The sequence below is a fragment of the Marinomonas alcarazii genome (genome assembly GCF_003208215.1).
GTDB lineage: Bacteria > Pseudomonadota > Gammaproteobacteria > Pseudomonadales > Marinomonadaceae > Marinomonas > Marinomonas alcarazii.
The window spans coordinates 86798-111768 of sequence record NZ_QKLW01000009.1; the positions used below are offsets into that span (position 1 = coordinate 86798).

A 24971-nucleotide genomic window follows, 5' to 3' on the forward strand; every position below is an offset into this window, starting at 1 on the left:
AGTGAAATACCTCAATATGATAGGCTATGGCAAATTGCGATAGCCTATTTTTTTGGAGTATTTAAAAGATGACCAATGTATTGCCTTCTGTAGTGGTAGAAACTCATGAGCAGCCAGATGCTGCGATTATTTGGTTGCATGGCCTTGGGTCTGATGGTCATGACTTTGAGTCTTTGGTGCCAGCGCTGTCATTGCTTCCGACATTAAAGGTTCGCTTTGTTTTTCCGCACGCACCGCGACGTCCCGTTACTATTAATGGTGGTATGGAAATGCGTGCATGGTACGACATCTACGAGATGACGCTAGAGCGTAAAGTTGATATGGCTAATATCGATGAGTCCTGTGCTCAAGTTGAGCAGTTGATACAGGCGCAAATTGATCAAGGTATTTCCCCAAATCGCATTATACTGGCAGGCTTTTCTCAAGGTGGTGTGATTGCATACCAGACAGCGTTACACACGAAACATGCCGTCGCTGGGGTGCTCGCTTTGTCAACCTATTTGGTTAATGGTGATAAAGTCGTTGAAGCTGATTCTTGTGTTAATGGGCAGGCCCCAATTCTTATTCATCATGGTTTGCAAGACCCTGTCGTTGCCCCTGAATTGTCTGTTAAGGCGAGGGACCTCTTGGTATCTAAGGGGTATTCTGTTGAATATAAAACCTATGAAATGCCTCACTCAGTTTGCCCTGAGCAAGTACAAGACATTTCACATTGGTTGAATGTTCAGTTAGCTGACTAAGTCTGCAATATTTATTTTATTAAAGGGGGGGACGTGCAAAATAACGTGTTTGAATGGTTGGACTTTGCCAAACGGCTGGCTGTGAAGGCGGGCGAAATGATTGTGGCAGCGCGAGCAGACTCAACCTTTGTACGTGATTATAAAATGGATCATGAATTGGTGACGACGACAGACATTGCAGTCGATCAATACATTTGTTCCAACATTCATACACGTCACCCTTCGCATTGTATTTTGTCTGAAGAGTCTTCGCCGACGTTGGACCTTGCTAGTGTCAGTGAAAGTACTCCTGTGTGGGTGATTGACCCTATTGATGGAACGGTGAATTTTGCTCATGGGCATCATCATGTTGCTGTTTCCATTGGTTTGTATGTTGGAAATGAGCGTATTTTAGGTGTTGTTCATGCCCCTTTTTTAGAGGAGTGTTATTGGGCAATTAAAGGGGAGGGGGCTTACTGTAATGGGAAACCTCTGTTGGTATCCGGTGCTAAAGAACCACGAAATGCTTTGGTAGCGACGGGCTTTCCTTATCAAAAAGATGCCTTGTTGCCGATTCTTGAACGAGTTTCACGTATTTTGCACCACTGTCAGGATGTACGTCGTAACGGCTCTGCCGCGTTGGATTTATGTTGGGTCGCATCTGGCCGTTTAGATGCTTATTTTGAGAGTGTCAAACCTTGGGATATGGCGGCAGGTACTTTGATCGCAGAAGAAGCGGGTGCTCTGGTTGGGCGTTACCTTCAATCTTCTGATCGTTGGCCGGATGTGGTCAATGGTGAAGGTCTTTTGGTTTCTACACCGGGTTTGTTTGAAGCTATGTTAGCGCTTACTAATCTCGAAAAGTAAGATTGTGTTATTTAGATAGGGTGTTTTATGTCTTTTACTGCGTTTTTAGTCGTTTTAATTGGTTGTGTTGGTGTGATTGCTGTTTCTCTTTGGTTTATCGGTCGCCAATTGAAGATGAATAAATTGCGAGAGGAAAAGATTCGCGCAGGAGAAGATCGTTTCTTAGAAGAGCGGCAAAAAAGAATTGATAGTATTCGGGTTCTGTTGAAAGCGGTTGGTACAGAAGAGCTTAATTGGATTGAGGCCAGTATTCGAATCAAGCATTTGTTAGATCAGCTTAGCGAAGATTTATCGACTCATGAAGATATTTCGGCATTTTATATTATTACAGAAAAGACAATGCACATACCGACTCACGAGCAGTGGCGAGATTTGCCTAAGCCTGCGAAAATGAAGTTTCGTCTTGAGATGGATGGTTATGAGGTGGAGTATGCTGAACACCTGCAAAGAGCGAAAGATTCATTATTAGCCTACGATTTTAAGTAATGCTCATTCAGCTGTTGGTTTCTATCGGTTGTCTGTTCTTGCTGCTGGTTGCCTTGACGTTGTTTTTTATTCGTCATCAATCAAAAGTACCTTATTACAGGATGACCCAAGCGCAGTGCGTTACTTTGTTAGACAAAGCGATTAAAGGTGTTTTACCAGAGCATGAATGGAATGCTTTCTTGGGCATGAGTGTTCGGGACGATGGTGCCGTAGATGCGTTAAGAGAGCAGTGTTTATTGATTGATGAGTCTGGAGTAAAAGGAATGTACTCTGTTAATGGGCGATCTTGTGTGCTTTTTAATAAAAAGGGTGTATCTCAACTGGAAAAGTTGCTCGATGAGTGGCAGCATAAATCAAACTATTTAATCTGACCGAATTTGAAGTGGAACAGTAAGGGAATTAAGAATTATGAATGAGTTAGAGTCGTTATTTGAACAGGGTTCAGAGTTAATGCCTTGGCTGACCGATAGCCTTATTAATTTGGGTGTTGGTCTTGTTATTTTCTTTATTGGTAAGTTCATCGCTTCCAAAATTGCTCATTGGTGTGAGAATAGATTGCTGAAAGCGTCTGTTGATCAGGCTGTGGCAGGCTTTGCTTCCAGTATTTTGTATGCCTTGATGTTTGCTGGCGTAACGCTTATGGCGTTAGGGCAAGTTGGTGTTGAGACGACCTCCTTCATAGCGATTCTTGGTGCTGCAGGTTTGGCTGTTGGTCTTGCATTGCAGGGATCCTTGTCTAACTTTGCGTCAGGTGTGCTGATTATCTTGTTGCGACCATTCCGCTCTGGTGACTTTATTGACGCTGGCGGTCAAATGGGTACGGTAAACCGTATTGAACTGTTTCATACTTATCTAAAAACGCCTGATAATCGTGTCATTATCGTGCCGAACTCTTCAGTAATGAATGGCTCTATCGTGAACTTCTCTCGCGAATCTACTCGTCGTTTAGACCTTGTTATTGGTATTAGTTACGATGCGGATATTCGTTTGGCAAAACAAATCATGGAAGAAATTGTGAATGCTGATGAACGCATTCTAAAAGATCCTAAGTGTTTAATTGCCGTTTCTGAATTGGCTGATAGTTCGGTGAATTTCTTCTTGCGCCCTTGGGTGGCGTCGGGGGATTACTGGACTGTACGTGCTGACCTTTTAGAAAAAATTAAATACACCTTTGACGAGCGTGGTGTTGGTATTCCATACCCTCAAATGGATGTTCACGTTCATAAGCAAGAGTCGTAATTTGTAAAAATTATCGTCTGATTGCTAAATAAGTGTAATGCCGTCAGTAATAGCTGGCGGCATTTTTGTTTTTATTGCTTGGTTTTATTGTTCAAAGAAGGCTGCTGTTCATGAGTCGTTATCGTCCACCATCTCCACCCAAATCTGCATACATAACCCACGAAGGGGCTCAAACCTTGTTGACTGAGCTTAAATACTTGTGGAAAGAAAAGCGTCCAGCCGTCACGGAAACCGTTCGAGAGGCGGCGGCGCAAGGTGACCGTTCTGAAAATGCGGAATATATCTATGGTAAAAAACAGCTTCGAGAAATAGATCGACGTGTGCGCTATCTCGAAAAACGTTTGGATGTTTGTACTGTGGTAGATCGCCTTCCAGCAGACCAAACACGCGTTTTTTTTGGTGCTTGGGTCACTCTAGAAGATGAAGAAGGCGAGTTGCGCACACATCGAATTGTTGGGCCTGATGAGCTTGATCACAACTCCGCTTATATAAGTGTTGATTCGCCTGTTGCCAAAGCCCTCTTGAAAAAACAAGAAGACGATGATGTGACAATTCGTTTAGCAACAGGAGAGAAAACCTACACGATCGTGAATATCGAGTACCATCCAATCCCATCCTTATAGCTCACAATATCTATATTAGGGTGAGTTAAGAGCAACAGTGAGGGGATAAAATTTGCTGTTGCTCTTTGGTTGCGTTAACGAATCGAAAGCTTATCAATGCAGCTTAGTAAGTGTTGATTAAATGTCTCATTTGTCACTATTCCCTTCTCTGCGTCAAAGTTGTCATAGAAGTTTGGTAGTGAAATGGCACCGATTAGGTTCGCTGAAAAATAGGGTGCTGAAGCCTGTGCGGCAGCTAAAACACTTTGTGCGCCGCTTGGGCCTGGCGAGGTCGACAGCATAATAACGGGCTTACTTTGAAAGACTTTCATGTTGATTCGAGATGTCCAATCAAACAGATTTTTATAAGCCGAGGTATAAGAGCCGTTATATTCGGCAAAAGACATGACGATACTATCTGCAGCACCAATGGCATTGTAAAAATCGTGGGCGAGTTTTGGGATGCCGGATTCTTTTTCTCTGTCTTCACTGTAAATTGGCATTTCAAAGTCATTGATATCGATTAGCGAAACATCCGCATTGTTTATTTTCTGTGCAGCGTAAAAAGCCAATTGTTTGTTAATGGAGTTTTTGCTGTTACTTGCACCAAAAGTAAGTACTTTCATTTTAGTTTCCTTTGTTGACGTGAGTAGTTGGAATAGATTGTTTTTTCAAAGTGGCGGCACCTGCAATGGCTAGAACTAACGTAAAAGCCCCTGCTAATAAGTAAAAATCGCTGAATCCTAATTTGGCGATAAGCGCTGAGGTGGCAAAAGGTGAAACGAATTGCCCAATGAAGATGCTGCTGGTCAGTACACCAGAAGCGAGTCCGCGTTTGTGGCTTGGTACAAGCGCCATGCCTTTTATCATGAAATTTGGCATTACCAATCCCATGCAAGCGCCCATGAGGCCGCAACCGAGAATCACAGAGCTGAACGATGTGGCTTGTGATAGCACGAGCATGGCGATGCTCATGGCAATAAAGCCGATGAGTGCGACGCCATAGCTTTGGATTTTGGCAACCAGCTTACCAAAGAATACGCTGGTTATCGCGGCGATTAATGTCCCCATTCCGATTGCTAAGCCTGATTTACTTGGATCAGAGATGCCAATATCGGCCATAAAAAATGGAATTTGTGTTGGTAGGATATAAAAGACGATTAAGTGGCAGAAAAGGAGAATAGAGCAGCCAATAAGCGGTAGCTTCCAGTTCGCATTGCCATCATCCTGCTGGTGATCGCTTGGTTGATTGGTTGGCTTGTTGTCACGAATAGACAGGAATATGAGAGGAAGTAACAGAATAGCAATGGCGTAGATATAAAAAGGCAGTCGAGCGCTGATACCTGCTAAATAGCCCGCCGTGACGATGAAAAGAATGCCGCCAATATTAGAGAAAGATTGTTGCAGTCCCATAAATTGGCTTCTTTTCTGACCAGAATAATAATCGGTTATTAGCGCTGTTACGGCGGTCATTAGTCCAGCGACACATATGCCCAGAATGGCTCGGCTGATAATAATGCCTTCTAAGTCTTGCAGCTGTGCGCCAGCCGCACCGGCGATGGCAAAGACGGTAGTCGCAATGATTATTTGATTTCGGCGACCGAACTTATCCGCAGTCCAGCCTAAGATCGGTGCAAAAATCACCACAAACAAAGCAGGTATGGGTAATAGCATTTTTACCCAAAAATCGGCTGAGGGTGTTCCTGAGAATTCATTCGCTAAACCAGGTAACGCCGGAGCAATAGTGGCATTGGACATGACGGTCAGTGTGGAAATCAGCAGCAGGCAAAGTGCCCTGAGTTCTAATCGGTTATTTTTCATTTAGGTTCTCTTCCTCGTTAGGCTATGTTTCACAGAGCTTGAGTCCGCTTGGATTTGTGCCTATTCTGCTACCTAAACTTAAGTTGAGGTCAAGTATAAAATGCGAAAAATAATAATGCCTGAGTGGATTTCGGTGGGCGTGTTAAGTGAGAGGACGGGCGTGTCTGTGTCGGCGTTGCATTTCTATGAAAGAAAAGGGCTGATTAAAAGCCAAAGAAACGCTTCTAACCACAGACAATACCCAAAGCACGTCATTCGGATTGTGTCACTGATTCAAGTGGCTCAGCGAACAGGGTTTTCTCTGGATGATATTCTATTGGAGCTGGAAGGCTTACCGAATCGTACGCGCGTCACCCTAGAAGATTGGGAGGCGTTGGGTTCCCGATGGCAAAGAGAGTTAGATAAAAAGATCATCCAATTGACGGAGCTGAAAGAAATGATGGCCGATTGTATTGGTTGTGGTTGTCTGTCGTTGGAAAGATGTCGGCTGCTTAATCCTTATGATGAGTTAGGTGAAAAGGGCACTGGACCAAGGCTCATGACGGAATAGACAGAGTTTCTTGGCTTGTTTCAGTGAGTTTTTGTGCGAGTTAGCCTAATAGGTATTTTGTTTTCAGTTGGTGTCTTTTATAGATACCATGGACTTTAAGTGATGCGAAATTAAAGTCTTAGTTGTATTTAAGGGTTCTATGAAAATTCATTATGGTATGGCGCAATGGCAGCATCCGGCTTGGGTAAATTGGTTATACCCAACGTCTTTGCCGACTGGTGAGCGCTTAGGTCGGTACTCACAGGTGTTTTCTACCGTTGAAGTTGGCAGTACTTTTTATACTAAGGTCGATGATGCTCAGTTGTTGCGTTGGTACGAGTCTGTGGCTGATGGTTTCAAATTCAGTTTCAAAGCGCCTCAAACAGTGACACATCGATTGTTAGAGCGTCCTTGGCATGAAGTGCAGCAAGATTGGTTGGCTTTCATGCTGTCGTTACAGCCGTTACAGAATAAGCTTGGGCCCACTATGTTGCAGTTTCCTGCCGTATGTGACGAACGCGCTTTAGATGTCATTTTAGCTTTGTGTGATATGTGGACTTTGTCGAGCCCTTTGTCTGTCGAGGTGCGTAATCTTGCTTATTTCGATAAAAACCAAACAGAGCAGCGTTTTTTAGCCGGTTTGTCTGATCGTAATGTGAATCGTGTGATCATGGATTCTCGGCCCGTGTTTTCGACGGATGCCTATTGTGAAAGTTTGATCGATGCACAAAAGAAGAAGCCAAGGGTGCCTTGTCATCCGGTAGTGACTGCTCGTCACCCTGTCGTGCGTTTTATTGGGCATCCTGATTTGCCACGTAATGAATTATGGTTAGATCAGTGGGCTAAAAAATTGTCTCAATGGTTGTCGGCAGGGCTTACCTCGAGTGTGTTTGTTCATTCCTCCGATAATATTGCCGCACCCACTTTGGCGGCGCAATTAGATGAAAAAGTTCGTCTTTTAAACCCGCATTATCAAAGTGCTTTGGCTTTACCGCAAAGTCAGGAGCAGGTTACCCTTTGGTGAGATGATTTTGGATTAAACTAACTAGGTTTAGTGGGAGGGGGTTGTGTATTCGTTAATATTTTATGTACCTGAGTCGCATTTGGAGTCGGTAAAGCAGGCGTTGTTTTCTGCTGGTGCTGGCGCGATGGGGGATTATGACTCCTGTTGTTGGCAGGTAAAAGGGCAAGGGCAGTTCCGTCCCAGAAAAGGGGCGACACCGTTTTTAGGTGAGCTTGATGAGTTGGAGATAGTGGATGAATATCGGGTTGAGATGATTTTGGAGGATGAGCTAAAGGCGGGGGTGCTGTCCGCCTTGTTATTGGCTCACCCCTATGAAGAGGTGGCCTACCACTTTATTCCTGTACAGTATTGAAGTGAATAGTGTCTTCATGGAAGCCGTATTGGCCTTTTTTATGATCTGTGATGAAAAGTTCAATGGTTTTTCTGACGCTGCTAAAGGCCAGTTCATCCCAAGGAATTTCATCAAGAGCAAATAAGGCAACTTCTGAGCTTTCTTCCGTAGCGTGGAAGTCATCTCTTTCTAGTTCTGCGATGTAGAAAAGGTGTACTTGATTGATGTGAGGGATGCTGATCATGCTAAATGCTTGCTTGCATATGGCGACAGATCCGCTTTCCTCTAATGTTTCCCTTAATGCGCCTTCGCTGGTTGTTTCTTGGTTTTCCATGAAGCCAGCTGGTAATGTCCAGAAACCTAGACGTGGCTCTATGTTTCTTCGGCATAATAAGATTTTGCCGTCATAAAGCGGAATGGTACCGGTTATTAGCCTAGGGTTGTCGTAATCGATAAACTCGCAACTTGGGCAAACCGCACGTAGTCGATTGTCTCCAGCAGGGACTGTCATATTAACGGCGTGACCGCATTGCGGGCAGTATCTCATTATGCTTCCTTAACGCTTTAGCTGAAGTTTTGCATATTTAACGACTTTGTCTTCGATTTCTTGGATTTCAATCATGTAGTGACCAACCCATAAACTGATAGGGTGCTCAGGAATGAATTCCAGTGTTTCGATGATAAGACCATTTAATGTTTTTGGTCCGTCTGTCGGTAAGTGCCAATCTAGTGTTTTGTTTATTTCTCGAATGTGTGTCGAGCCTTCGATTCTAAAAGAGCCGTCATCAAGCGTTTGGATTTCTTCTTCTTCGTCTTGAGTTGGTGGGGTAAATTCACCCACGATTTCTTCAAGTACGTCTTCTAAGGCTGCGATACCCTGAACATCACCATACTCATCCACCACGATGCCCATCTGTTGATGGTCTTTTTGGAAGTTCAGCAATACTGTGTTTAGCGAGGTGCTTTCAGGGATGAAATACGGTTCAACCGTCGCTTTTAAAAGTGCTGCTTTTGATGGTGTTGGGTCACGTAGAAAGATAGCCGCATGACGAGCATGGAGAATACCGATAACCTTATTTATCTCGCCATTATAAACAGGCATACGTGTGTGTCTGCTCTGGCAAATTTGTTCGATAATCTCTTCGATTGAGTCTTCAATATCGATGCCAATCACTTCGTTTCGAGGCACCATAATATCTTCAACAGAAACTCTCTCTAGATCGAGGATGGATATCAGCATTTCTTGGTGGGCAGCAGGGATTAAGCCACTGGCCTCGTTTACTACGGTTCTTAGTTCTTCAGAATCTAGCGTGTCGTGATTCTTTTGAGACGCATGCACGCCGATTAGGCGTAAAAGTCCATTGGACAGGCCGTTAACTAACCAGACAAGTGGGTAAAGTGTTTTTAGTAGAATAGCGAGAACCCAAGATGCTGGAAAAGCGATTTTTTCTGGATGGATCGCAGCCAATGTTTTTGGCGTGACCTCAGCAAAAATGAGTACGACTAAGGTAAGAGCCGCGGTGGCGATAGCGACACCCGCATCTCCCCATAGTCTTACAGCAATAATGGTTGCTATAGCAGACGCAAGAATATTGACAAAGTTGTTTCCAATTAAGATAACGCCGATAAGTCTATCTGGACGTTCTAAAAGAGTGTTTACTTTGATCGCTGATCGGTTCTTGTTCTTCACAAGGTGTTTGAGTCGATATTTGTTTATCGACAACATGCCTGTTTCGGAACTCGAAAAAAAAGCTGAAAGTAAAATAAGACAAAAAAGTATTCCACCAAGAACACCTAAGGGTACTTCGTTCAAAAAGGGATCGCCTCGATTATGTAGATAACTGGATTATTGGTTCTTAAGATCTGACTGTCAAACATACTTTAACATCATGCACTGTTAATATTGTAAAATTTGCAGCGCAATTTTACTGCCAAAGTAGCCTAGCATGAGTAAGAAAAAACCGCTTAGAGTCAATTTGACGGCTAACTGACCGCGCCAACCGGCTATGTATCTGCCAAGCAATAGCCCTGCAAAGACAAACCATGACGCAATTGTGAAAAATGTTTTATGGACTAAATGTTGAGCAAACATATCCTCAATGAAGTAAAAGCCAGTAGCGATTGTGATGGTCAGCAAAATAAATGCAGCCCAAATAAATTCAAACATCAAGCGCTCTAACACTTGCAGTGGCGGTACTCTTAATAGCTGTTTTAGTTTGTGGTGCTTTAGTTGGTATTCTTGCATGGCAAGTAAAATGCCGACACCACAAGCCGTTGCGAATAAGCTGTAAGCGACCGAAGCGATCAAAATGTGGGCGCTAGTGCCCCAAGAGTTACTGTGTAACTGCTTTAAATCCCATGGCTCAATAGCATTCAGGGCAATCATAATGGCGCCAAGAGGGAATGCAGCACCAAGCAGTAGTGACAAATCTTTATTGCGATTGCTTAGCCATAATAAGCTGTTGCCGATTAAAGCAATGAGCAAGCCAATCGTTAAAAAGTTAAAACCATCTCGATTTAATAGTATTTGCGTAAGTGCGAAGGTATGCGTGACGATCGCAATTGCTCCTACATACTGTGTATAAAGGCTTTTGGGGCGAAAAAAGTACGCTGTGCCGGCAATCAAACAAACGATACAAGCAAGCCAAAGCGATAATTGAGTCATGAAACTAACGGTTCCGCTGGGTAAAGGTATAGGGTGTAAATCATTTATCCGTTATAATAGAGACAATTTCACCTTGGATAAACTGAAACTGTAGGTTTTTTCCATTTAGAGTCAAAATTTGAGGGCAATATGTTCGACAATTTATCGAATCGCTTAACTTCCTCGCTTGATCGTATTCGAGGCCGAGCTAAATTAACAGAAGACAACATACAAGAAGTGTTACGCGAAGTGCGTATGGCTCTGCTTGAAGCCGATGTTGCCTTGCCTGTTGTTAAAGACTTTATCGCAGCGGTTAAAGAGCGCGCGATAGGAACCGAAGTTTCTAAAAGTTTGAGTCCAGGTCAAGTATTCCTGAAGATCGTTAAGCAGGAACTTGAGAATGTCATGGGGCAGGCCAACGATGGCTTAAACCTTCGTGTTGCTCGCCCTGCGGTTATTTTGTTAGCAGGTTTGCAAGGTGCAGGTAAAACAACATCTGCAGCTAAGCTTGCTAAGTACTTGAAAGAGCGTGAGAAAAAATCTGTCTCTGTGGTGAGTGCGGACATTTATCGTCCAGCCGCTATTAAACAGCTTGAGACCCTAGCTGGAGAAGTCGGTGTTGACTTTATTTCCAGTGATTTGTCGCAAAAGCCAATCGATATTGTTAACAATGCTATCGACTATGCCAAGAAAGCACATAAAGATGTCTTGATTGTCGATACCGCAGGCCGTTTGTCTGTCGACGAAGACATGATGGCCGAGATTAAAGCCTTGCATGCGGCGGTTAATCCGATTGAAACCTTGTTTGTTGTTGATGCAATGACAGGTCAAGATGCTGCGAACACAGCTAAAGCATTTGGTGATGTGTTGCCTCTTACAGGTGTGATCCTGACTAAGACTGACGGTGATGCTCGTGGCGGTGCTGCATTATCTGTTCGCCACATTACTGGTAAGCCGATTAAGTTTTTGGGTGTGGGGGAGAAAACCGATGCTCTAGAACCGTTCCACCCAGACCGTTTGGCTTCACGTATCCTTGGTATGGGCGACATGCTTTCCTTAATAGAGGAAGCAGAGCAAAAGATCGATAAAGATAAGGCTGAAAAGCTTGCAGGCAAACTGAAGAAAGGCAAGGGCTTTGATTTAGAAGACTTTAAAGAACAGCTTCAGCAGATGAAAAACATGGGCGGAATGACCTCTATGTTGGACAAGCTTCCTGGTATGGGGCAGCTGGGCAATATTCAAGATAAAGTGAACGATAAAATGTTCGTTCAAATGGAAGCATTGATTAATTCCATGACACCTGCTGAGCGCCGTAATCCTGATGTGATTAATGGTTCTCGTAAAAAACGTATTTCAACAGGTGCAGGTTTGCAAATTCAGGATTTGAACCGTTTGCTTAAGCAGCATAAGCAGATGCAGAAAATGATGAAGAAGATGTCCGCGAAAGGTGGTATGCAAAAAATGATGCGCGGCCTTGGTGGAATGATGCCTGGAGGCTTTCCTGGCGGTGGTGGTTTCCCTAAATAAAGGGGCTATCTTCTTGTTTTTATTGGATGGACTAAAAAAACTTCCAATTAAAGTGAAAGGGCGAGTAAATCGCCCTTTCGTTTTTCTAGTTTATCGACTAGAATATGCCGCCTTCTTGTAGTATGAGTCAAAAATTCGACTCGGCAAGAGGTGTTTCGTTAAGCAATAAGGAACCAATCATATGGTAACTATTCGTCTTTCTCGTGGTGGCTCTAAAAAGCGCCCATTCTATCACTTGAACGTGGCTGATAGCCGCAATGCTCGTGATGGTCGTTATATCGAGCGTTTGGGTTTCTTTAACCCTGTTGCTCGTGGTCAAGAAGAACGTCTACGCATCGATCTAGATCGCGTAAACCACTGGGTTAGCCAAGGCGCTCAACTTTCTGACCGTGCTGCGCAGCTTGTAAAAGATGCTAGCAAAAACGCTTAATATTGAGGTAATGCTATGTCTAAACTAAAACAAGCGGCCGCTCCTGAGCAAGCCCTTGTGGTTGGACGCATTACATCAGTATATGGTGTTAAAGGGTGGGTGAAGTTGTATTCGCACACCGAGCCAATGCAAGGAATCTTTGATTACAAACATTGGTGGTTGAAAACTCCTAGTGGGTGGAAAACCGTAGAATTAAGCCAAGGGCGTTTGCAAGGACGTGGTTTGGTGGCGTCAGTTAAAGGCTATAGCGACAGAGATCAAGTAAAAGAAATCTGCGGTATGGACATTTATATTGATGCAGCAGAGCTACCAGAACTGGATGAAGGTGATTATTACTGGAGTCAACTGGAAGGTCTGAGGGTTATTACCAAAGAGGGTGTCCTCTTAGGGAAGGTTTCTCAACTTATGGAAACTGGTGCGAATGATGTAATTGTTGTCCGCGCGTGTGAAGGTAGCTTTGATCGTGAAGAGCGATTGATTCCGTATGCTCCAGGAACCTATGTTTTAAACATCGATTTAGAACAGCAGGAAATGGTTGTTGACTGGGATCCAGAATTTTAAACAGATAAGCTGAGGTCACAACGTGAAGGTTAGCGTTATATCGCTCTTTCCGGAAATGTTTCAGGCCATTACCCAATATGGAGTAACGGGCAGAGCCATTAAGTCTGGGTTGGTTGAGGTGGATTTTATTAATCCCCGTGATTTTACTCATGACAAGCATAAGACTGTAGATGATCGACCTTACGGTGGTGGTCCAGGGATGTTGATGAAAGTTCAACCTCTCAAAGATGCCATTGAAAGTGCCAAGTTATCGGTACCCAATGCAAAAGTTATTTATCTATCCCCTCAAGGGCGTACGCTAACGCAAGAAGGCGTGCAGCAGCTTGCTAAACAAGCAGAATTTATTCTGGTAGCAGGTCGCTATGAAGGCGTTGATGAACGTTTGATTCAGTCTGAGATTGATGAAGAATGGTCAATAGGCGACTTTGTCCTAAGTGGTGGTGAGTTACCGGCTATGGTGCTCATGGATGCTGTATTTCGTATGGTTCCAGGAGTATTGGGAAAGCAAGCGTCTGCGGATGAAGATTCATTTTCTGATGGTTTGCTGGATTGTCCGCATTACACTCGCCCAGAAGTGCTAAATGGTGAACCTGTGCCATCAGTGCTGCTTAGTGGCAACCACGAGGAGATTAGACGCTGGCGATTAAAGCAAAAGCTCGCAAGAACTTTTCAACGCCGGCCAGACCTTCTGCAGAACCTTGAGTTGGACAAGGAACAGCAGTTGTTGTTAGAAGAGTTTATTCGCGAAACTGAAGATTCAACCTCGGCAGAGTAGGAATTGCGAGCTTATCAGAAAGAAGAACCTTCGAGCTGATAAGAAACCATATCATTAGGAGTCACATCCATGAGCAATAAAACTAAACTGATTCAGCAGTTAGAAGCTGAACAAATGACAAAAGAAGTCCCAGCCTTCGGTCCTGGTGATACTATTGTTGTTCAGGTTAAAGTTAAAGAAGGTTCACGCGAGCGTCTACAGGCCTATGAAGGTGTTGTAATCTCTAAGCGTAACCGTGGTCTTAACTCAGCATTTACCGTTCGTAAAATTTCTAGCGGTATCGGTGTTGAGCGTGCTTTCCAAACGTACAGCCCTTTGGTTGAAAGCATCGAAGTTAAACGCCGCGGTGACGTGCGTCAAGCTAAGATCTACTACCTACGCGAGCGTTCTGGTAAATCTGCACGTATTAAAGAAAAATTGGCTAAACGTTAATTTTATCTTATTAAAAAAAGGCGACGCGAGTCGCCTTTTTTTATGGAACTAACCCCCTCTCGTATGGCCTAATGGAGACTGTTTTATCATGTCTTTGGGGTTTTTCATGAAGCGTTCTTTTTTGTCTTTCTGTAGCTCTGCTGTCGCAGGCGCATTTCTTTTCTCGTTTTCCGCTACTGTTTTTGCAGATCAAGCTGCTGTTTTATCCGCTATACAAACTGCATTACCTCAATACGAAGTCGAAAGCGTTGACTTACACGATGAAGCCGGCCTGTACGTTGTCGCCCTAAAAAATGGACCAACGCTGCATGTTACTCAAGATGGTAAGTATTTTGTCGCTGGTGATCTTTATCGAGTTGACGGTACAAAACTGGAAAATGAAACAGAAAAAGCAAAACTTGCTAAGATTGAATCATTGCCTGAGTCACAAATGATTGTTTTTAAAGCAAAAGATGAGAAAGCGCATATCACAGTCTTTACTGATGTAGATTGTGGTTATTGTCGAATGCTTCATAAAGAAGTTCCCAAGCTTAATGAGGCTGGAGTGACCGTTAGATATTTGGCATATCCAAGAGCCGGTATTGGTTCTGAGACTTATACAAAAATGGTTAGTGTCTGGTGTTCAGCAGATCCTAAAGAGTGGTTGGCACAAGCAAAATTAGGTGCAGAGATCCCTGAAAACAAATGTGTTAACCCCGTTGCAGATCAATACAAATTAGGTAATGAGGTGGGTGTTAGAGGCACACCAAGCATTGTGTTGGAAAGTGGTGAGTTCTTGCCTGGCTATTTACCTGCTGCTGAGTTAGTAAAACGCCTTGGGTTATAGTCATATTGCGAAATATTCCACCAAACATGAGCCTTCTTCAGCCTTTTCTACGTTGGGTTTGAATAGCTCTGGCGTTATAATAAGTTAGATTGTCACTTCGTTAAGTGTCTTATAAAAATTAGATTATCTCTGTGGGGTATTGTTTTGAAACCGGTAAAAGTCGGAATTTGTGGGCTGGGGACAGTGGGGTCCGGTAGTTTTAACATTCTTCTTAATAATGCAGAAGAGATTACACGTCGAGTTGGTCGCAGTATTGTTATTGAGCAGGTTGGTGCGCGTCGTGATAACGATGCTTGTGATACCTCTAATATCAATGTTACCCGTGATATTTTTGATGTAGTCAACAATCCAGAGATTGATATTGTTCTTGAGTTAATTGGTGGCACTACGGTTGCCAAAGAGCTTGTTCTTACGGCTATTGAAAATGGTAAGCATGTCGTTACTGCAAACAAAGCTCTGATTGCTGAGCATGGCAACGAAATTTTTGCTAAAGCTCAAGAAAAAGGCGTAATTGTTGCCTTTGAAGCGGCTGTGGCTGGCGGTATACCTATTATTAAGCAAATTCGTGAAGGCTTGTCTGCCAATAAAATTGAATGGTTGGCGGGCATCATTAATGGCACTGGCAACTTTATTTTGACCGAAATGAGCCAGAAAGGTCGCGATTTTGAAGATGTCTTGGCTGAAGCTCAGGCGCTAGGCTATGCAGAAGCTGATCCTACTTTTGATATTGAAGGGATTGATGCGGCGCATAAATTAACGATTCTGGCGTCTATCGCGTTTGGTATCCCTTTACAATTTGAAAAAACCTACACAGAAGGAATTAGCCGAATTACTGCTGAAGATGTGGCATTTGCCGATGATCTTGGTTATGCGATCAAGCATTTAGGTATTGCTCGCCGCTCTAAAGCAGGAATTGAGTTGCGTGTTCACCCGACGCTAATTTCTCACAAACAACTGTTGGCCAATGTTAATGGCGTGATGAACGCTATTATGGTGCAAGGCGATGTCGTGGGCCCAACCCTGACATACGGTGCCGGTGCTGGCGCATCGCCAACGGGTTCTTCTGTTATTGCTGACGTGATCGATGTTGCTCGTACTCTAACGGCAGATCCAACGAATCGAGTGCCTCATTTGGCTTTCCAAGCGGACTCTTTGTCTAATGTTCAAGTATTGCCCGTTGAAGAAATTGAATGTGGCTTTTTCTTGAATATGACCATTAAAGATCGTGCTGGTGTGCTGGCGAATATTACTCAAATCCTATCCGTCAATGACATTAGTATAGAGTCTCTTATTCAGCGTGAGCGTGAAGGCAGTGAGTTAGTGCCTTTGGTGGTGATGACTCATGATGTTAAAGAACGCAATATGAATGCTGCGATTGCGGCAATTGAAGCCTTGCCGGATGTTGCTGGAACAGTACAACGTATCCGTGTTGAAAACTTGGCCTAAGAGAGAATAACTATGAAATACATTTCGACTCGTGGTAAAGCGCCAGCGCTTTCTTTTGGTGATGTGCTATTGGCCGGTTTGGCAAATGATGGTGGTTTGTATGTACCAGAAACCTTGCCTCATTACAGCAAAGAAGAAATCGCTTCGTGGGCGAATTTAAGTTATCAAGAGCTGGCTTTTAAAGTCATGTGGCCTTTTGTGGAAGGCGATATTCCGGCTGACGCATTTAAGACTATGATTAATGATGCTTATGCCAGCTTCAATCATACTTCTATTGCGCCTATGGTACAGGTCGGTAACAACGAATGGATTCTTGAGTTGTTCCGTGGTCCAACCTTGGCATTTAAAGATTTTGCCTTGCAGTTGCTTGGCCGTTTGATGGACTATGTTTTGTCAGAGCGCAAAGAAAAGCTGGTTATCCTCGGTGCGACATCGGGTGACACTGGCTCTGCCGCGATTGAAGGTTGCCGTCATTCTGAACATCTGAATATCTTTATTTTGCACCCATATCAGCGTGTATCTGAAGTACAACGTCGTCAAATGACCACTGTTATTGGCGATAATGTATTTAATATTGCTGTGAAAGGTAATTTCGATGACTGCCAGGGCATGGTGAAATCCAGCTTTGCAGATCAGTCTTTCTTGAAGGGCGCTAAGTTAGGTGCAGTGAATTCGATTAACTGGGCTCGTATCATGGCTCAGATCGTTTACTATTTTTCTTCTGCCTTGTCTGTTGGCGCACCACATCGTAAGGTGTCTTTCTCTATACCAACGGGCAACTTTGGCGATATTTTTGCTGGTTACTTGGCGAAGAAAATGGGTCTGCCGGTCGATCAGTTGGTAGTGGCTACCAACCAAAACGATATTTTGCATCGCGTCATCGCAGAGAATGACATGAGCCGTCAATCTTTGAATGTCACCTTGTCGCCAAGTATGGATATCATGGTTTCCAGTAACTTCGAGCGTTTGTTGTTTGATGCTCATGGTCGTGATGGCGCAGCAATTGATGATTTGATGGCACGTTTTAACAAGGGCGATGTGTCGTTAAATGATCAAGCTTGGTCTTTTGTAAAAGAGAACTTTGATAGCTACAAAGTGGATGATAAGAAAACCTGCGAAGTAATTGCTGATGTGTTTGCTAAAACACAATACCTTCTTGATCCGCATACAGCGATTGGACTTGAAGCGGCTCGTCATTGCTGGAAAGATCAATCTGTTCCAATGATCACTTTGGCAACGGCACATCCAGTGAAATTCCCAGAAGCGGTTGAAAAAGCTGGTTGTGAAACGCCAGTACTGCCCGAGCACATGAAAGATCTTTTCGAGCGTGAAGAGTCTTATACTGTGTTGGACAACAGCTTGAGCGATGTCCAAGCTTTTGTAGCAGATAAAATCTAGCTCAAAGCCATTTAATAAGACTGATAATAACGGCCAATCAACGATTGGCCGTTTCTTTTTCCTCTATACTTTTGTGTCTTTCATATGAACATTATTTTACTCGATCCTAATAACACGCTTGCTGACGGTCTGTACGGGCTGACTCAACGCCAACAAACGCATATTTCAAAAGTGATTAAGGCTAATCGAGGCGATGTTCTGCGGGTGGGCATGTTAAATGGAAAAATTGGTGAAGGTATTTATGAGCCGCCAAGCGAAGACAGAGCTGGCTATATTCATTCGCTCAATCTCATTTCATTACCGCCTAAGCCTTTGCCAATGGTGTTGGTAATGGCTCTGCCAAGACCGAATATGCTTAAGCGCACCTTGCAAAATATAACCGCGATGGGAGTAAAAGATTTATATCTTATTCATTCTGCTAAGGTGGAAAAAAGTTATTGGCAAAGCCCTGTGTTACAGACGGAATCTATTCAGCAGTGTTTGTTGGAAGGCTTAGAGCAAGCTAAAGACACAGTCATGCCTAATTGGAGTTTGATACCTAGATTTCGTCCTTTTGTTGAGGATCAATTGCCCGCTATTTTAGAGGATAAAGTTGGGCTACTTGCACACCCTTATTTGGCTAAGCCTTGTCCAATAAATATTCAGCAGCCTTGCGTTCTTGCTCTTGGTCCAGAAGGAGGATGGAACGAATTTGAGGTGAGTAAGTGGCATGAAGCTGGAATGGAATCGGTGCATCTAGGTGATCGTATATTAAAGGTTGAGACCGTTGTACCTGTTTTATTATCCCGCTTGTATCCGGCCTAATACCTTTGGTGTGGCTTATATTATTAAATGTTGTTATTTGTAACTAGGCGAGATTATTTAAGGAGGCGTTTCTTTCTTTGGTGTAGCATTGTCCCTATTAGCCGTGTGTTATCTTAAAACGCAGGGTTGGAGGGCAAGAATGACTGACTCAAATAAACAAGCCAATAATAAGATAAATAACAAAGAAAAAAGCTCCCTGCTCACTTTTTTATATGTTGGTAGCACGGCCAACGGTTTTTCAGAAGATACTCGACGTGTCTTCATTATCAATCTTTTCGCTTCTGTTGGTGTTCTATTCACATTCCCTTTAGGAATTGTTTCTATATGGCAAGGTAAAACCCTTCTTGGGTGCAGTTTGCTGGCTATCGCTGTTTTATATTCACTAAACCATATCTATTTACGGCATACCCACAATCATAAGTTATCAGGGGATTTTGTCATTTATCCTTTGTATATTTTGATGATCTATCTTGTTTATACAGGCGGTGTAAATGGTACGGGACATGTTTGGGTTTATTGTATTCCTGCCGTTGCATTGTTTCTACATGGTATGAAAAGAGGGCTAATTGAGTTAGCTTTTTTTACTCTAGCATTAATTTTTGTTATGTATTTTATGGATAGCCGATTTTCAGAGTTTGGCTATCATGAAACGTTAAAATCGAGAATTCTTTTTTCGTTTATCGTAGTCGTTTTTCTATCGGGCATTTATGAATATTCAATGTCGCGCTTTAATCAAGAGTTGAAAGAGACGACGACAAAGCTGAAGTTATACGCCTATACCGATCCATTAACGGGACTGTTTAACAGAAGAGGGATGTTGCAACGCTTAGAGTTAAGTGCTGAGAAAAGTATTTATTTGTTATTAGCTGATGTCGACTTCTTTAAACGAATTAATGATGAATATGGCCATGATGTCGGTGATTATGCGTTAACTCAATTAGCGAAAATATTTCAAGAGTCGCTACCGAAGGAAGATGATTTGGTTGCAAGGTGGGGGGGCGAAGAATTTTTGATTGCGGTTTGTGGGCAGACTGAATTTGAGGTGTTTGAATTTGCTGAAACCCTGCGACAACGAGTGGCCTCTTATGAATTTTCTCATCTAGATTTGCGTTTTCATATGACTTTAAGCTTTGGGATTGCAGTAATGAATAACACGACTTCATTACGAGAAGCCATTACGTTAGCTGATAATCGCTTGTATCAAGCAAAGCGCTTGGGCAGAAACCAGACTTGTCGAGCCTAGTTTTAACTTTATCCTTACATTAAAAAACCACCCTAGGGTGGTTTTTTAGTATTTCAGGTATGTCTTTATCGATTTAGTGCTGTTTTGGTTTTGAACCAAATACACCGAAATAAGCGATGTATAGGTAACAAAAAATGGGCATGATAAATGAGATCTGCAGTCCAATAGAGTCAGCTATTAAGCCTTGAAGCATAGGGAGGATTGCGCCACCTACAATAGCTAGGCATAACAAACCGGAACCACGGCTTGTCTGCGGTCCAAGATCTTTCAGTGCAAGGCTGAAAATAGTTGGGAACATAATAGAGTTGAATAGGCCAACTAATAAGATGGACCACATAGCCACATGGCCATCGTTTAAAATGGCGCTGGTGATTAACGCTATGACCGCAAGCGCATTGATCGTTAATAGCATTCCAGCTGATATGCGCTGCATTAAAGCTGCACCAATAAAGCGTCCTACCATTGCACCACCCCAGTAATAGGCAACGTAATGAGCGGCTTCTCCTTCAGCAAGGCCGGCAATGTTTTCTAGCCCAAAAAAGTTAACCAATAAACTGCCAATAGCCACTTCTGCGCCAACGTACATAAAGATGGCCACAGTACCTAGCACAAGATGACGATGCTTAAGAATGCTTTCGCTTGGCGTATCTGTCTCTGTGCTTTCTATGCTAGAGGGGGTTGGAAGGCTAATTCGAGTAAAAATAGCGGCTAGAGCAATCAGTAATATAGCCAAACCAATATAAGGAACAATAACGCTTTCAGCTTCTTGCGCTTTGGTCGCATATTGGCCTGCAACAGTGAACAACAGAACGCCACCAACAAGAGGGGCCACTGTTGTTCCCAAAGCGTTAAATGCTTGAGATAGAGTTAAGCGGCTGGATGCTGTCTCAGTTGGACCCATAACGGTGACAAGTGGATTTGCTGCAACCTGTAGAATCGTGATGCCGGAAGCAAGGACAAACAGAGCGCTAAGAAATACGCTGTACTGCTGTGCTTTAGCTGCGGCAACAAATAGCAGACAACCTGCTGCAGCAATCATGAGGCCAATACCAATGCCGCGTTGAAACCCTACCTTTTTTACCAAGTTACCCGCAGGAACAGAGACAATAAAATAAGCGCCAAAGAAACACATCTGAATCATCATTGCTTGTGTGTAATTAAGGTCGAACACACCTTTTAAATGCGGGATTAAAATGTCATTTAGGGAGGTGATAAAACCCCACATGAAGAACAATGAAGTAAGAGCTATCAAGGCAAAACGCTGATTTGATTGTGGCTTGTTTGCCACAGAGGTTCGATTATTCATATTTTTTCCGATGAGTTAAAACGAGAGTTGCTCAGTTTTTATCTTTAGGATATCTATCCAAATCAAAAAAGTGCGGCATCATACCATCGAAAATTTTTTTGTGGGGATGAAGTGAGGCTAAGTGAATAATTGTTCTATAAAGTTCCTTTATTGGCCTTCTATTGTAAGAAAGTCTCGCCTATTTACTGCAAATGTAACAAAGTATAACGCTGTGATGTGTTTGATTTCTATACACTTTTAGACAGCTTTTAGCTAGGTAACGCAAGAGTCTATTCGTATGGGGGAGGATGTGTCTATAAGTCAGTGGTATGCGCTGTTTTTTATCGTGTCGTTATTGTTGGTTGATCTGTACCATAATGCCTTCGGATAATTGAATGGCATTTTCCCAACGAGCGTTGAGTATTCTGTCTGCTTTGAAGAAGGATTACTGTTCTGTAAAATTGAATAGCTTGTTTGTGTTACTCTTCTTTATTTTTTTGTAACCAGTTTAGTTATTGAGTATTCATAGATATGCGAATAGAGCGTCGATCCATTCCAGCTATTACCGAAGACTTACCAGCAGAAATGCCTTCGAGTTTACGTCGTATTTTTATGGCGCGAGGGGTGAGTTCTGGTCTAGAGCTTGATTATCGGCTACCCAATTTATTAAGACCTGATTCTTTATTTGATCTAACGACGGCGGCTAAGATTTTGGCGGATGCCATTGTGACTGGGCAAAAGATTCTAATCGTTGGGGATTTTGATGCCGATGGTGCGACCAGTACGAGTCTTGGTATCTTGGCATTAGAAGCGATGGGGGCGATTGCGCCTGAGTATTTGGTGCCAAATCGCTTTGAGTTTGGTTATGGCCTGACGCCTGAAATTGTTCAGGTAGCAAAGCAAAGTTCCCCCAATGTTTTGGTGACGGTCGATAACGGTATTGCCAGTATTGATGGTGTTCAAGCAGCCAAAGCGTATGGTATGAAAGTCGTGGTGACAGACCACCATTTGCCCGGCGATACACTTCCTAATGCCGATGCTATTGTGAACCCAAACCATCCAAATTGTGGTTTTCCAAGCAAAAACTTAGCTGGCGTTGGGGTGATTTTCTACGTGATGTCGGCATTAAGAGCGGAGTTGAATCGTCGTAACTGGTTTGCTGATCAGCATATTCCAGAGCCGAAAATGGCAGACTATTTAGATTTGGTTGCGCTTGGTACGGTAGCCGATGTGGTGCCTTTGGATGCGAACAATCGCATTCTTGTTCAGCAAGGTATTAAGCGTATTCAAGCTGGTTTGGCGCGCCCTGGAATCCTTGCTTTATTAGAAGTAGGGCGTAGGGATTATACTCAGTTAAAGGCTTCTGATTTGGGGTTTGTCGTTGGGCCAAGGTTGAATGCTGCCGGACGGCTTGATGATATGTCGGTTGGTATTGAATGTCTGTTGGCGACTCATTCGCATCAAGCACGTCAGTATGCCCAGCAATTAGACCAGTTTAATCGCGAGCGCAAAGCCATCGAGTCTGATATGAAAGAGCAGGCAGAATTGGTGCTTGAATCTTTGTTGGACGAAGAGCAAGAGATGCCCAATGGTATGTGTTTTTATGATGCGGATTGGCACCAAGGTGTGATTGGTATCTTGGCTTCGCGCATGAAAGACAAGTGTCATCGTCCGGTTATTGCTTTTGCCCGAGTAGGTGAAGATGAGTTAAAAGGCTCTGCTCGTTCTATTCCCGGTGTACACATTCGTGATGCTCTGGATTTGTTGGCCAAACGCTATCCGCAGTTACTTAGTAAGTTTGGTGGTCATGCTATGGCCGCTGGCATGTCGATTAAAGAATCTCATTATGAGGCTTTTCAGCTGGCATTCGATACGATTATTACGGAATGGGTAACGCCAGAGCAATTAGAGGCAACCTTGTTGACTGATGGTGCCTTGTCTGCAGAAGATTTTAGTTTGAGTTTCGCAGAGCTGGTTCGTTTATCTGGTCCATGGGGGCAGATGTTTCCGGAGCCTTGTTTTGATGGTGTTTTCGATATTTTGCAGCAGCGTATTGTGGGGGAAAAACACTTGAAATTAATGGTGCGAGAACCGAGCAGTGGGCTATTGTTGGATGCGATTAGTTTCTTTGTCGATTTAAGTCAATGGCCGAATGAACAAGCCACACAAGCCCGATTAGTTTATAAATTGGATGTTAATGAATTTCGTGGTCAGCGTAACCTGCAGCTGCTGGTGGATTATTTAGAGCCAGCATAGTGGCAAACAAATAGTAAAAAATAGAAGATTCGCTTTTTTGCCGAACAAATTGGTTTTGGCACTGCGTATCAAGGCAAAAGTTGAGGTATAATGCCGCTCCCTCATACATCACTCTAATTTTACTGGAGCTCATTCATGACTGCACTGGTTCTTGACGGCAAACTTTGCGCCAAAGAAACTGAAAATCGCCTACAAGCTCAAGTTTCTGAGCTTAAAGAGCGTACCGGCTGCACCCCAATTTTAGCAACAATCTTAGTGGGTGCTGACCCAGCATCAGCCACTTATGTAAAAATGAAAGGCAATGCTTGTCGTCGCGTCGGCATGGATTCTATGGCAATTGAACTGCCTGAAACGACTACAACAGAGCAGCTTTTAGAAAAAATTAATGAGCTAAATAGCAACCCAGATGTGCATGGTATATTGCTACAACATCCAGTTCCTGCACAAATTGATGAGCGTCTGTGTTTCGACGCGATTGCTGCCCATAAAGATGTGGATGGCGTGACTTGCCTTGGTTTTGGTCGTATGGCCATGAAAGAGCCCGCTTACGGCGCTGCGACTCCAGCGGGAATTATGCGCTTGCTTGCAGAATACGATATTAATTTGGAAGGTAAGCACGTTGTTGTGGTAGGTCGTAGTCCAATTCTTGGAAAACCAATGGCGATGATGATGTTGAACGCCAATGCTACGGTAACAATGTGTCACTCTCGCACTCAGAATTTATCTGAATTTGTGAAGCAGGCCGATGTGGTTGTTGGTGCTGTGGGTAAACCAGAGTTGATTAAAGCCGAGTGGATTAAAGACGGTGCTGTCGTGGTTGATGCTGGTTATCACCCAGGTGGTATTGGTGATATCGAACTGGGTCCATTGAAAGATCGCGTTGCGGCCTATACGCCAGTTCCGGGTGGTGTTGGTCCAATGACCATCAATACTTTGATTCTGCAAACACTAGAATCTGGCCTGAAACAACTAGGCTAAGCAGGCTTGAAAGGTCTGAATAATAGCCCCATATTGTTGAGATAAGATCACAACATGGGACAGAAAGCCGCGCCATTAGGTGCGGCTTCTTTTTTATAAACTGAACAGTAAAAGGTTGGCATGATATGTCCACAGAAATGTTAAAAGACGCATTGGACTTCGATTTGATCGCCGATGTTTTTGTTACTGAATCTATTACTGCGTCACCCTCCGAGTTGCATGGTCAGCTTTGCGGATATTTGGCTTCTGGCGTGACGTTGCCATTGGAAGATTGGCTTAAGATGGTGGTAGAGTTTTGTGACATTGAAGGCTGGAAAGAAGAGGCAAGTCGAGCTGTTATTGTTGAACTTTATACGGCGACGCTGACTTTGTTCCAAAACGGCGAGTTTGCACTTGTGCCAAGCATTTCAGATGAAGATGCGGAATTATGTGAACGAGGCGTTACTTTATCTCAATGGGCGCACGGATTTTTAGCGGGTTACGGATTATCTGGTCAAAAAAATGAACTGTCTGATGAAACCAAACAAATCCTACGTGACTTTGCCAATATCTCTGGTATGCAAGCGGAAATGCGTGCATTAGAAGACAACAATGACAATGAAGCGGATTTAACAGAATTAGTGGAATATGTCAGATTATCAGCGATGATGATGTACACAGAGCATCATGATATCAACCCAGATGTTGATCATACTAAACAGAGTTCTTTGCATTAAGGGTGTCGCGCTACAATGCGTCTACGCCCTAT

At 43.4% G+C, this 24971-nt stretch carries 28 protein-coding genes; 22 read left to right on the top strand and 6 right to left on the bottom strand.

The window, feature by feature from the left end; all coding sequences use genetic code 11:
• Positions 1 to 68: 68 nt before the first annotated feature.
• The 6 genes from DFP75_RS15460 to greB all read left to right on the top strand — a co-directional run bounded on the left by DFP75_RS15460 (position 69) and on the right by greB (position 3934).
• Entirely contained in the window at positions 69 to 740 is a 672-nt protein-coding gene (locus tag DFP75_RS15460) for an alpha/beta hydrolase (RefSeq protein WP_110576952.1), read from the top strand.
• Positions 741 to 773: 33 nt separating this feature from the next.
• A complete protein-coding gene (locus tag DFP75_RS15465) occupies positions 774 to 1586 on the top strand; it encodes an inositol monophosphatase family protein (protein WP_110576953.1) in 813 nt (270 codons plus the stop codon).
• Between the two features lie 27 nt (positions 1587 to 1613).
• Positions 1614 to 2072, top strand: a complete 459-nt coding sequence (locus DFP75_RS15470; RefSeq protein WP_110576954.1) for a DUF2489 domain-containing protein — start codon at positions 1614 to 1616, stop codon at positions 2070 to 2072.
• Positions 2072 to 2443 (top strand): hypothetical protein, encoded by a 372-nt coding sequence (locus tag DFP75_RS15475; protein WP_110576955.1) that lies wholly within the window; start codon positions 2072 to 2074, stop codon positions 2441 to 2443. Before DFP75_RS15470 ends, DFP75_RS15475 begins: the two co-directional genes overlap by 1 nt.
• A 37-nt stretch (positions 2444 to 2480) precedes the next feature.
• Entirely contained in the window at positions 2481 to 3311 is an 831-nt protein-coding gene (locus DFP75_RS15480) for a mechanosensitive ion channel family protein (RefSeq protein WP_110576956.1), read from the top strand.
• A gap of 110 nt (positions 3312 to 3421) precedes the next feature.
• The gene (gene greB, locus DFP75_RS15485; RefSeq protein WP_110576957.1) at positions 3422 to 3934 is read left to right on the top strand and encodes a transcription elongation factor GreB; all 513 of its coding nucleotides are present in this window, start codon (positions 3422 to 3424) and stop codon (positions 3932 to 3934) included.
• Positions 3935 to 4008: 74 nt separating this feature from the next.
• Here greB and DFP75_RS15490 read toward each other — a convergent pair whose 3' ends face one another.
• Both DFP75_RS15490 and DFP75_RS15495 read right to left on the bottom strand, forming a co-directional pair.
• On the bottom strand, positions 4009 to 4539 hold the full coding sequence (locus DFP75_RS15490) for an NADPH-dependent FMN reductase (RefSeq protein ID WP_110576958.1): 531 nt from the start codon (positions 4537 to 4539) through the stop codon (positions 4009 to 4011).
• Position 4540: 1 nt separating this feature from the next.
• A complete protein-coding gene (locus tag DFP75_RS15495) occupies positions 4541 to 5734 on the bottom strand; it encodes an MFS transporter (protein ID WP_110576959.1) in 1194 nt (397 codons plus the stop codon).
• A gap of 100 nt (positions 5735 to 5834) precedes the next feature.
• On the opposite strand from DFP75_RS15495, the gene soxR reads away from it, so the two are divergent.
• The 3 genes from soxR (at position 5835) to DFP75_RS15510 (ending at position 7639) form a co-directional block, all read left to right on the top strand.
• On the top strand, positions 5835 to 6284 hold the full coding sequence (gene soxR / locus DFP75_RS15500; protein WP_110576960.1) for a redox-sensitive transcriptional activator SoxR: 450 nt from the start codon (positions 5835 to 5837) through the stop codon (positions 6282 to 6284).
• A gap of 139 nt (positions 6285 to 6423) precedes the next feature.
• Positions 6424 to 7287: a DUF72 domain-containing protein gene (locus DFP75_RS15505; protein WP_110576961.1), complete on the top strand. Its 864-nt coding sequence runs from the start codon at positions 6424 to 6426 to the stop codon at positions 7285 to 7287.
• Between the two features lie 43 nt (positions 7288 to 7330).
• Positions 7331 to 7639 carry a YqfO family protein gene (locus DFP75_RS15510; RefSeq protein ID WP_110576962.1) on the top strand — a complete coding sequence of 103 codons (309 nt, stop codon included), beginning with the start codon at positions 7331 to 7333 and terminating at the stop codon, positions 7637 to 7639.
• Here DFP75_RS15510 and DFP75_RS15515 read toward each other — a convergent pair.
• From DFP75_RS15515 to DFP75_RS15525, 3 genes are all read right to left on the bottom strand, one after another.
• The gene (locus DFP75_RS15515) at positions 7620 to 8165 is read right to left on the bottom strand and encodes an NUDIX hydrolase (protein ID WP_110576963.1); all 546 of its coding nucleotides are present in this window, start codon (positions 8163 to 8165) and stop codon (positions 7620 to 7622) included. The genes DFP75_RS15510 and DFP75_RS15515 overlap by 20 nt on opposite strands.
• Before the next feature lie 9 nt (positions 8166 to 8174).
• On the bottom strand, positions 8175 to 9431 hold the full coding sequence (locus DFP75_RS15520) for an HlyC/CorC family transporter (RefSeq protein ID WP_110576964.1): 1257 nt from the start codon (positions 9429 to 9431) through the stop codon (positions 8175 to 8177).
• 84 nt (positions 9432 to 9515) lie between these two features.
• Positions 9516 to 10283 carry a cytochrome C assembly family protein gene (locus tag DFP75_RS15525; protein ID WP_110576965.1) on the bottom strand — a complete coding sequence of 256 codons (768 nt, stop codon included), beginning with the start codon at positions 10281 to 10283 and terminating at the stop codon, positions 9516 to 9518.
• 129 nt (positions 10284 to 10412) lie between these two features.
• Here DFP75_RS15525 and ffh point away from each other — a divergent pair, with 129 nt between their 5' ends.
• The 10 genes from ffh (at position 10413) to DFP75_RS15575 (ending at position 19704) form a co-directional block, all read left to right on the top strand.
• Positions 10413 to 11789, top strand: a complete 1377-nt coding sequence (gene ffh, locus DFP75_RS15530; protein WP_110576966.1) for a signal recognition particle protein — start codon at positions 10413 to 10415, stop codon at positions 11787 to 11789.
• Positions 11790 to 11970: 181 nt separating this feature from the next.
• Positions 11971 to 12219, top strand: coding sequence for a 30S ribosomal protein S16 (gene rpsP / locus DFP75_RS15535; RefSeq protein WP_110576967.1), 249 nt, complete (start codon positions 11971 to 11973; stop codon positions 12217 to 12219).
• 15 nt (positions 12220 to 12234) lie between these two features.
• Positions 12235 to 12780 (top strand): ribosome maturation factor RimM, encoded by a 546-nt coding sequence (gene rimM, locus DFP75_RS15540; protein ID WP_110576968.1) that lies wholly within the window; start codon positions 12235 to 12237, stop codon positions 12778 to 12780.
• A gap of 22 nt (positions 12781 to 12802) precedes the next feature.
• A complete protein-coding gene (gene trmD, locus DFP75_RS15545; RefSeq protein ID WP_110576969.1) occupies positions 12803 to 13555 on the top strand; it encodes a tRNA (guanosine(37)-N1)-methyltransferase TrmD in 753 nt (250 codons plus the stop codon).
• Positions 13556 to 13624: 69 nt separating this feature from the next.
• Positions 13625 to 13987, top strand: coding sequence for a 50S ribosomal protein L19 (rplS, locus tag DFP75_RS15550; RefSeq protein ID WP_110576970.1), 363 nt, complete (start codon positions 13625 to 13627; stop codon positions 13985 to 13987).
• A gap of 106 nt (positions 13988 to 14093) precedes the next feature.
• Positions 14094 to 14813, top strand: coding sequence for a thioredoxin fold domain-containing protein (locus DFP75_RS15555; protein WP_110577014.1), 720 nt, complete (start codon positions 14094 to 14096; stop codon positions 14811 to 14813).
• Between the two features lie 144 nt (positions 14814 to 14957).
• On the top strand, positions 14958 to 16259 hold the full coding sequence (locus tag DFP75_RS15560) for a homoserine dehydrogenase (RefSeq protein WP_110576971.1): 1302 nt from the start codon (positions 14958 to 14960) through the stop codon (positions 16257 to 16259).
• Between the two features lie 12 nt (positions 16260 to 16271).
• Complete coding sequence (thrC, locus tag DFP75_RS15565) at positions 16272 to 17657, top strand: threonine synthase (protein ID WP_110576972.1); 1386 nt, start codon at positions 16272 to 16274, stop codon at positions 17655 to 17657.
• A gap of 84 nt (positions 17658 to 17741) precedes the next feature.
• On the top strand, positions 17742 to 18461 hold the full coding sequence (locus DFP75_RS15570) for a 16S rRNA (uracil(1498)-N(3))-methyltransferase (protein ID WP_110576973.1): 720 nt from the start codon (positions 17742 to 17744) through the stop codon (positions 18459 to 18461).
• Positions 18462 to 18600: 139 nt separating this feature from the next.
• Positions 18601 to 19704, top strand: a complete 1104-nt coding sequence (locus DFP75_RS15575) for a GGDEF domain-containing protein (protein ID WP_110576974.1) — start codon at positions 18601 to 18603, stop codon at positions 19702 to 19704.
• Positions 19705 to 19777: 73 nt separating this feature from the next.
• Here the strand turns inward: DFP75_RS15575 and DFP75_RS15580 are convergent, their stop codons facing one another.
• A complete protein-coding gene (locus tag DFP75_RS15580; RefSeq protein ID WP_110576975.1) occupies positions 19778 to 21010 on the bottom strand; it encodes a sugar MFS transporter in 1233 nt (410 codons plus the stop codon).
• A 510-nt stretch (positions 21011 to 21520) separates the two neighbouring features.
• Between DFP75_RS15580 and recJ the strand changes: the two genes are divergently transcribed.
• From recJ to DFP75_RS15595, 3 genes are all read left to right on the top strand, one after another.
• A complete protein-coding gene (recJ, locus tag DFP75_RS15585; protein ID WP_110576976.1) occupies positions 21521 to 23245 on the top strand; it encodes a single-stranded-DNA-specific exonuclease RecJ in 1725 nt (574 codons plus the stop codon).
• Positions 23246 to 23380: 135 nt separating this feature from the next.
• On the top strand, positions 23381 to 24223 hold the full coding sequence (gene folD, locus DFP75_RS15590; protein WP_110576977.1) for a bifunctional methylenetetrahydrofolate dehydrogenase/methenyltetrahydrofolate cyclohydrolase FolD: 843 nt from the start codon (positions 23381 to 23383) through the stop codon (positions 24221 to 24223).
• Between the two features lie 125 nt (positions 24224 to 24348).
• On the top strand, positions 24349 to 24939 hold the full coding sequence (locus DFP75_RS15595) for a UPF0149 family protein (protein ID WP_110576978.1): 591 nt from the start codon (positions 24349 to 24351) through the stop codon (positions 24937 to 24939).
• Positions 24940 to 24971: the final 32 nt, after the last annotated feature.

What these genes read in the sequence shown, in the direction of transcription:
- DFP75_RS15460 (WP_110576952.1), top strand. Translation starts at nt 69, where the DNA reads ATGACCAATGTATTGCCTTCTGTAGTGGTAGAAACTCATGAGCAGCCA.
- DFP75_RS15470 (WP_110576954.1), top strand. Translation starts at nt 1,614, where the DNA reads ATGTCTTTTACTGCGTTTTTAGTCGTTTTAATTGGTTGTGTTGGTGTG.
- DFP75_RS15475 (WP_110576955.1), top strand. Translation starts at nt 2,072, where the DNA reads ATGCTCATTCAGCTGTTGGTTTCTATCGGTTGTCTGTTCTTGCTGCTG.
- DFP75_RS15480 (WP_110576956.1), top strand. Translation starts at nt 2,481, where the DNA reads ATGAATGAGTTAGAGTCGTTATTTGAACAGGGTTCAGAGTTAATGCCT.
- greB (WP_110576957.1), top strand. Translation starts at nt 3,422, where the DNA reads ATGAGTCGTTATCGTCCACCATCTCCACCCAAATCTGCATACATAACC.
- DFP75_RS15490 (WP_110576958.1), bottom strand. Translation starts at nt 4,539, where the DNA reads ATGAAAGTACTTACTTTTGGTGCAAGTAACAGCAAAAACTCCATTAAC.
- DFP75_RS15495 (WP_110576959.1), bottom strand. Translation starts at nt 5,734, where the DNA reads ATGAAAAATAACCGATTAGAACTCAGGGCACTTTGCCTGCTGCTGATT.
- soxR (WP_110576960.1), top strand. Translation starts at nt 5,835, where the DNA reads ATGCGAAAAATAATAATGCCTGAGTGGATTTCGGTGGGCGTGTTAAGT.
- DFP75_RS15505 (WP_110576961.1), top strand. Translation starts at nt 6,424, where the DNA reads ATGAAAATTCATTATGGTATGGCGCAATGGCAGCATCCGGCTTGGGTA.
- DFP75_RS15515 (WP_110576963.1), bottom strand. Translation starts at nt 8,165, where the DNA reads ATGAGATACTGCCCGCAATGCGGTCACGCCGTTAATATGACAGTCCCT.
- DFP75_RS15525 (WP_110576965.1), bottom strand. Translation starts at nt 10,283, where the DNA reads ATGACTCAATTATCGCTTTGGCTTGCTTGTATCGTTTGTTTGATTGCC.
- ffh (WP_110576966.1), top strand. Translation starts at nt 10,413, where the DNA reads ATGTTCGACAATTTATCGAATCGCTTAACTTCCTCGCTTGATCGTATT.
- rpsP (WP_110576967.1), top strand. Translation starts at nt 11,971, where the DNA reads ATGGTAACTATTCGTCTTTCTCGTGGTGGCTCTAAAAAGCGCCCATTC.
- rimM (WP_110576968.1), top strand. Translation starts at nt 12,235, where the DNA reads ATGTCTAAACTAAAACAAGCGGCCGCTCCTGAGCAAGCCCTTGTGGTT.
- rplS (WP_110576970.1), top strand. Translation starts at nt 13,625, where the DNA reads ATGAGCAATAAAACTAAACTGATTCAGCAGTTAGAAGCTGAACAAATG.
- DFP75_RS15555 (WP_110577014.1), top strand. Translation starts at nt 14,094, where the DNA reads ATGAAGCGTTCTTTTTTGTCTTTCTGTAGCTCTGCTGTCGCAGGCGCA.
- thrC (WP_110576972.1), top strand. Translation starts at nt 16,272, where the DNA reads ATGAAATACATTTCGACTCGTGGTAAAGCGCCAGCGCTTTCTTTTGGT.
- DFP75_RS15570 (WP_110576973.1), top strand. Translation starts at nt 17,742, where the DNA reads ATGAACATTATTTTACTCGATCCTAATAACACGCTTGCTGACGGTCTG.
- DFP75_RS15575 (WP_110576974.1), top strand. Translation starts at nt 18,601, where the DNA reads ATGACTGACTCAAATAAACAAGCCAATAATAAGATAAATAACAAAGAA.
- DFP75_RS15580 (WP_110576975.1), bottom strand. Translation starts at nt 21,010, where the DNA reads ATGAATAATCGAACCTCTGTGGCAAACAAGCCACAATCAAATCAGCGT.
- recJ (WP_110576976.1), top strand. Translation starts at nt 21,521, where the DNA reads ATGCGAATAGAGCGTCGATCCATTCCAGCTATTACCGAAGACTTACCA.
- folD (WP_110576977.1), top strand. Translation starts at nt 23,381, where the DNA reads ATGACTGCACTGGTTCTTGACGGCAAACTTTGCGCCAAAGAAACTGAA.
- DFP75_RS15595 (WP_110576978.1), top strand. Translation starts at nt 24,349, where the DNA reads ATGTCCACAGAAATGTTAAAAGACGCATTGGACTTCGATTTGATCGCC.